General features: G+C 73.3%; 7 protein-coding genes. 5 read left to right on the top strand and 2 right to left on the bottom strand.

Features of this window, described 5'->3' with window-relative positions; all coding sequences use genetic code 11:
- Nucleotides 1-354 (bottom strand): ABC transporter permease (locus tag ACFV4G_RS41725; RefSeq protein WP_380448548.1); only part of this gene is annotated, 354 nt, incomplete at its 3' end.
- A 234-nt stretch (nt 355-588) separates the two neighbouring features.
- Between ACFV4G_RS41725 and ACFV4G_RS41720 the strand changes: the two genes are divergently transcribed.
- Together ACFV4G_RS41720 and ACFV4G_RS41715 are read left to right on the top strand one after the other, a co-directional pair.
- Nucleotides 589-1,836, top strand: coding sequence for a sensor histidine kinase (locus ACFV4G_RS41720; protein WP_380448546.1), 1,248 nt, complete (start codon nt 589-591; stop codon nt 1,834-1,836).
- A gap of 5 nt (nt 1,837-1,841) precedes the next feature.
- Nucleotides 1,842-2,492, top strand: coding sequence for a response regulator (locus tag ACFV4G_RS41715; protein WP_380448544.1), 651 nt, complete (start codon nt 1,842-1,844; stop codon nt 2,490-2,492).
- A 92-nt stretch (nt 2,493-2,584) separates the two neighbouring features.
- Here the strand turns inward: ACFV4G_RS41715 and ACFV4G_RS41710 are convergent, their stop codons facing one another.
- Complete coding sequence (locus tag ACFV4G_RS41710; RefSeq protein ID WP_380448542.1) at nt 2,585-3,190, bottom strand: GNAT family N-acetyltransferase; 606 nt, start codon at nt 3,188-3,190, stop codon at nt 2,585-2,587.
- 186 nt (nt 3,191-3,376) lie between these two features.
- On the opposite strand from ACFV4G_RS41710, the gene ACFV4G_RS41705 reads away from it, so the two are divergent.
- The 3 genes from ACFV4G_RS41705 (at nt 3,377) to ACFV4G_RS41695 (ending at nt 5,362) form a co-directional block, all read left to right on the top strand.
- The gene (locus tag ACFV4G_RS41705; protein WP_380448540.1) at nt 3,377-3,883 is read left to right on the top strand and encodes an HIT family protein; all 507 of its coding nucleotides are present in this window, start codon (nt 3,377-3,379) and stop codon (nt 3,881-3,883) included.
- An 81-nt stretch (nt 3,884-3,964) separates the two neighbouring features.
- Nucleotides 3,965-4,546 carry a hypothetical protein gene (locus ACFV4G_RS41700; RefSeq protein ID WP_380448538.1) on the top strand — a complete coding sequence of 194 codons (582 nt, stop codon included), beginning with the start codon at nt 3,965-3,967 and terminating at the stop codon, nt 4,544-4,546.
- Between the two features lie 117 nt (nt 4,547-4,663).
- Nucleotides 4,664-5,362: a hypothetical protein gene (locus ACFV4G_RS41695; protein WP_380448536.1), complete on the top strand. Its 699-nt coding sequence runs from the start codon at nt 4,664-4,666 to the stop codon at nt 5,360-5,362.
- Nucleotides 5,363-5,473 lie beyond the last annotated feature (111 nt).

Genomic DNA, 5,473 nt, shown 5'->3' with positions numbered 1-5,473 from the left:
GCACCCCGCCCCGACGGCCGGGCCCCGGCGGGCGGCGGAACGGCCGTCCGGGCAGCCGAGCGCCGTGTACCCGGAGACGGCCGGGATGACCCGGCCCGTCTCGGGAAGGCCCCGCACCCGCTGCAGCTCGGCCTCGCCCAGGTCGGACGCTGCGCCGACGCTTCCGGTGTCCGGGCGGACGACCACGTCGGTGTGCGCGTACGTCTGCCGGGAGGCCCCGGTGAGGGCGTCGGACACGGTGGCGGTGACCAGCAGGATCCCCGTGACGAAGGCGACGCCGACCGCGACGGCCAGCGCGGTCAGCCCCATGCGGGACTTGTGGGCGCGGACGGTGCGCCAGGCTGCGCGAAGCATGGGTTTGCGGAAGACGGGTTGACGGAGGACGGGCTTGCGAGGCATGGGTGTGCAAGAGACGGGTGTGCGAGACATGGAACTCCGAAGTCCCCGGGGCGGACGGCAGATCGACGTCACCGATCCTGTCCGCGCTGTCCGCCCGCCCGTAACAGCCGTCCGGCCGACCGCCCGGGCATCCGCCTCGGTCAAACGGTGGAGGCGCCGGACCTGTGCAGCCGCGTACGGTTGATCGTCATGATCCCCCTCCCGACACGCGCCGACCTCGCCTCGTGGGCCTCCACCCGCAGCGGCCCCGCCATCGGTGCCACCGTCGGTGTCGTGGTCCTGGCCGTGGCCGCGATCGTCACCGAGGCGCTCGACACCGGCTTCCCGCCCACCACCGTCGCCACGGTCGCCACCGGCCTGCTGTGCCTCGTCGCGCTGCTCTCGCCGCCCCGCCGCCTCCTGCGCGCCGGGTGGGCCGCGGTCGCCGCCTCCGCCGCTCTGTCCCTCGCCACGAGCCAGCTGCGGCACCGCCCCGAGCACACCTTCGGCGTCGTCGAGATGTGCGTGCTGCTGCTCCTCGTCACCCGCACGGTCCGGTACGAGCCGCTCACACGTATGCTCCCGCTCGCCACCGCCGCCTGGCTGGCGACCCCGCTGCTCCTCCTGCGGCTGCCCGGATCCCAGCTCACCCACGTGGCCGGCTACGCCGGGCCGGTCCTGCTGCTCGCCGCACCCGTGGTGGTCGTCCTCGGCCTGTACCTGCGCCTCCTCGACGCCACTCGAGAGCGGGAGAAGAACACCCGTCTGAACGACCAACGCCTCGAATTCGCCCGCGAGTTGCACGACTTCGTCGGACACCACGTCACCGCCATCACCGCACAGGTCAAGGCGGTGCGCTTCATCACGGCCTCCGGGCACCCCCCGACAGCGGAGGTGCTCGACCAGGCGCTGGCGAACATCGAGGACGCCGCTGCGCAGGCCACCGGCTCCATGCGGGCCATGGTCGACCTGCTGCGCCGGCCGGACCGCCGGCCCCCGCTCCACGCCCCCGAGGGCCTGCAAGCGCTCCACGGCCTGGCCGGATCCCTCCGCGCGGCCGGCCCCGCCGTCGACCTCACCGTCGACCCCCGGCTCGAAACGGACCCCCCGGCCGACCACATCGCCTCCACCGTCCACCACATCGTCCGGGAGGCGCTCACCAACATCCGCAAGCACGCCGCCCGGGCCGAGACGGTGACCATCGACGTACGCCTGTCCGCCAACGACCCCGGCGTGCTCACCGTCTGCGTCCAGGACGACGCCGACCAGCCCCCGGCGGGCCCGTCGGCGGACCGGCGCGGCGGCGGGTTCGGCATCCTCGGGCTGCACGAACGCGTCCACGCGCTCGGCGGACACCTGACCGCGGGACCCGGGCCGGTCGGCGGCTGGCAGGTCGCCGCCGACATCCCGCTCCGCCGCGGCACGCCCGATCGCCCCCCGGCACACCTGGCAGGATGACCGGCATGACCATCCGCGTCCTCCTCGCCGACGACCAGTCCACCCTGCGCGCCGCGTACCGGATGATCCTCGACTCCCAGCCCGACATCGAGGTCGTCGCCGAGGCCGCGGACGGCACGACGGCCGTCGCCGAGGCCCGCAGGCTGCGCCCCGACGTCTGCCTGCTCGACATCCGGATGCCGGGCATGGACGGGCTCGAAGCCACCCGCCTCCTGGCCGGCCCGGACGCCGCACGACCGCTCAAGGTGGTCATCGCCACCACCTTCGACCTCGACGAGTACGTCCACCGCGCGCTGCACAACGGCGCGTGCGGCTTCGTCCTCAAGGACTGCTCGCCGGCCCTGCTCATCGAGGCCGTCCGCGCGGCCGCCGTCGGCGACTCGCTCATCTCCCCGTCCGTCACCGTCCGGCTGCTGCGGCACATGGCCGGTGAGCGGCCGGGGCCCGTGGCTCCGCCGCCGTTCGAGCCGCTCACCCCTCGCGAGCAGGACGTCGTCGCCATGGTCGCGAAGGGCCTGACCAACGACGAGGTCGCGGCCGCCCTCCACGTGACCCTCTCCACGGTGAAGACGCACCTCGCCAACAGCCAGCGCAAGCTCGGCGCCCGCAACCGCGTCGAGGTCGCCGCCCGCGCCTGGCAGCACGGGCTGGTCTGAGTCCTGCCGCTCGAAGAAGCCGCCATGGACGCGATGGCCCGGAGGCGGGCACGTCAACGGGCCTTCCCGGTCCGGACCGCGACCGGCCGCAGTCAGCCGATGCCGGGACGGGGGCCGGCCGGGACGGGCATGGCGCGCCAGGTGTCCGCGAGGACCTCCATGACCACCAGGCGCATGGTGACGTCGGCCTCGGGGAAGTAGCGCTCGGTCTCGCCGATGGGGCTGAAGCCGAAGCGCGTGATCGCGCGGACGGCGTCGGCGTTCTCCAGCGACGTCATGCTCCACACCCGGCCGAGGCCGAGGTCGGCGAAGGCGAGTTTGAGCATGAGCCAGCCGATGTCGGTGGCGCATCCGGTGCCGCGCAGGTGCCGGGCCATCGTGAGGACGCCGGCGTAGCCGGTGGTGGCGTCCTCGACGGCGAGGCTGATGCCGCCGACGGGCCGGTCCTCGCCCTGCAGGCAGGCGGCCAACTGGTACTGACGGCGCGGCACTTCGGCGGCGCTCGCCACGGCCTGGCCGAGCTTGCGCCGGATCCGGGTGTCGTCCATGACGCCGGTCGAGAGGTGCCGCATGCCGTCCGCGTCGCCCCAGACCGAACGCATGGCGTCGACGTCGTCGGCGCGGTGGTCCCGCAGTCGGACGAGAGCGGTCTCCAGCACCGGGAGCACCGTGGGCGGACGGACGGACGTGCTGTTCATGTTCGAACCCCAACGAGCTGTCGTGTGATTGCGGGGAGCAGGCCCCGCGCAGTACTGCTCGCAGTAGATCAGCCGCGCGTTGACATCCGATCAACGCCGCCCGAGCGGGACGTTTCGGGTGAGGAGCGACCGTCATCGTGCGCGATCGGCCGCCTGCCCGGCCACACGTGTGTAGGGTGCGCTGTCATGGTTGAAGACTGGCGGGACGACAGGATCGGCAGCGCCCTGAAAGGCGCGAATCCCACGGTGCTCCGGCGACTTGACGCCGGCTTCGCGGTGATCGGCGACGTACAGTTCCTGCCGGGGTATTCGGTCCTCCTGGTGGACGAACCCGAGGTGCAGCGCCTGTCCGAGCTGCCGCGGACCAAGCGGACGGCCTTCCTGGCGGACATGGACCGGCTGGGCGAGGCCGTGGAGCGGGCCTGCCGGCGTCTGGACCCGGAGTTCCGGCGCGTGAACCTGGAGATCCTCGGCAACACCGACGGCTTCCTGCACGCGCACGTGTGGCCCCGGTTCGAGTGGGAGAGCCCGGCACTCGTCGGCCTCCCGGTGTGGCTCTATCCCCGGGACAACTGGCGCGATCCCGCGAGCGCGCTCGGCCCCGAGCACGACGTCCTCCGCGAGGCGATCGGCCACGAGCTCGACGTGCTGTCGGCCGCCGCTCCTGCGAGTCGTCACACTCCCGCGAGTTGACGGGACCGTTCGTACTCGGGAGCATGTGACGCTGCCCGTGCCCGCGGGTGCACGCAGACCGGTTTCCTGAGGTGTGGGGTCATGGAGTTCGTGGTGTCCGAGCGGTACGTCAGCAAGGTCGGCCTGGCCGTCGGCGCGGCGCTGGTGCTGGCGACCTGCGCGACAGGCGGCGGCGACGCGGTGGCGGCCACCGGCCCGGCCACGCACGGCGCGGTGGTCGGTGCGCCCGGGGCCGCGCAGCCGGCGGCGGCCGGCGTCTCGATCACCGAGGGCAAGGTCGCCGAGGTGGGCCCGAAGGGCACGATCCTCTACCCGTCGGTGACCAGCTGCCTGGTCGTCACCGTGTACCTGCGGGACGGCGGCAAGGTCGGCGGCCACGCGAGCCTGTTCCAGGTGCCGGGCAAGTACCGTTCGGACGAGATCCTTCCGGCCATCAGGCGTGCCGTCGGCGGCCGGCCGGTGCGGGCCGTCGACGTCAGCGGAGCCGTCGGGGCCTGGAACCCCTCGTACTTCGAGAAGGCCATCGAGCAGTACACCGACGGGTCGGCCCCCGAACCGACGGGCGACGCCAAGGGGATCGGCGACGTCGTGGCCAAGCTCCTGGGACAGCCGCGCAAGGCCGTCACCGTCCGGGACGTGCCGGACGGTGACATCACCAGGTGAGCGCAGGCGGCTGGCCGGTGCACCGTCCGGAAATCGGAAGATCCGCCGTGCGGCGGTGAACTCCCGTGGGATGCTGTGCCCTTGGTCCGGATACCGCATCGACCGGGGGAGCCACCCATGCCGCTCTTCGGCAACCGCAAGAACCTTCCGAAGCCGCTGTGCGACCAGCACGGCCCGTGCAAGGCGCTGGCCGAGATCTCGGTCTTCGAGGTCCGGGACCGGCTGCGGCTGCTGTTCGCCCCCACCCGCACCCTGGGCCCCGACCCCGTGGCCCGGCCGGTCGACGACGAGCTGTCGGTCGTCCTGTGCGTCGACGGCGGGAAGCGGGGCGGGCGGACCGACGCCCTGTCGATAGCCGAGCACGCCGCCGACCAGTGGAGCATCAGCCGGGCCGAGCTCTGGGAGCGGGCCTTCGCCAACCTGGCCACCGAGCAGCTCAACCGGCAGTCCTTCAACGCGACGAACGGCGACGTCCTCCACGCGGTCAACGGGACGGGGGCGTGGCCCGGCGCAGCCCAGGCACTGCGCCTGGAGAACGCCCTGGGCGGGGCGGAGCTGCCCCACGGCGCGCTGGTCACCCTGCCGACGAACAACGGGTTCTGCGCGGCGCCGATCCGCAGCGGGTCGTCCCTGAACGCGATCCGGTTCATGATCGACCTGTCGAAGCAGCTCCAGATCAACGACCCGGCCCCGCTGACCTCCTCGGTCTTCTGGTACCGGGACGGCTGGCTGGAGAACCTGAACGTCGGCGACAACGGCATGATGCGGCCGTCCACCCGCTTCCGGGAGATGGTGAACGGCCTCCCCGCCACGTGATCCCGTCCAGGGCCCGGGGCCCCGGCCCCGCGCCCCCGGCCGCCCCCGGCCCCCCGCGGCGCGGTACGGGCGGTCGACGGCGCTCCGCCCCGCCCCCGCCCCCACGGCCCG

The organism is Kitasatospora sp. NPDC059747, assembly GCF_042732955.1.
Taxonomy (GTDB): domain Bacteria; phylum Actinomycetota; class Actinomycetes; order Streptomycetales; family Streptomycetaceae; genus Kitasatospora.
Note: the sequence above shows the minus strand (reverse complement) of the source record. Positions and strands in the feature narration are given on the sequence as shown.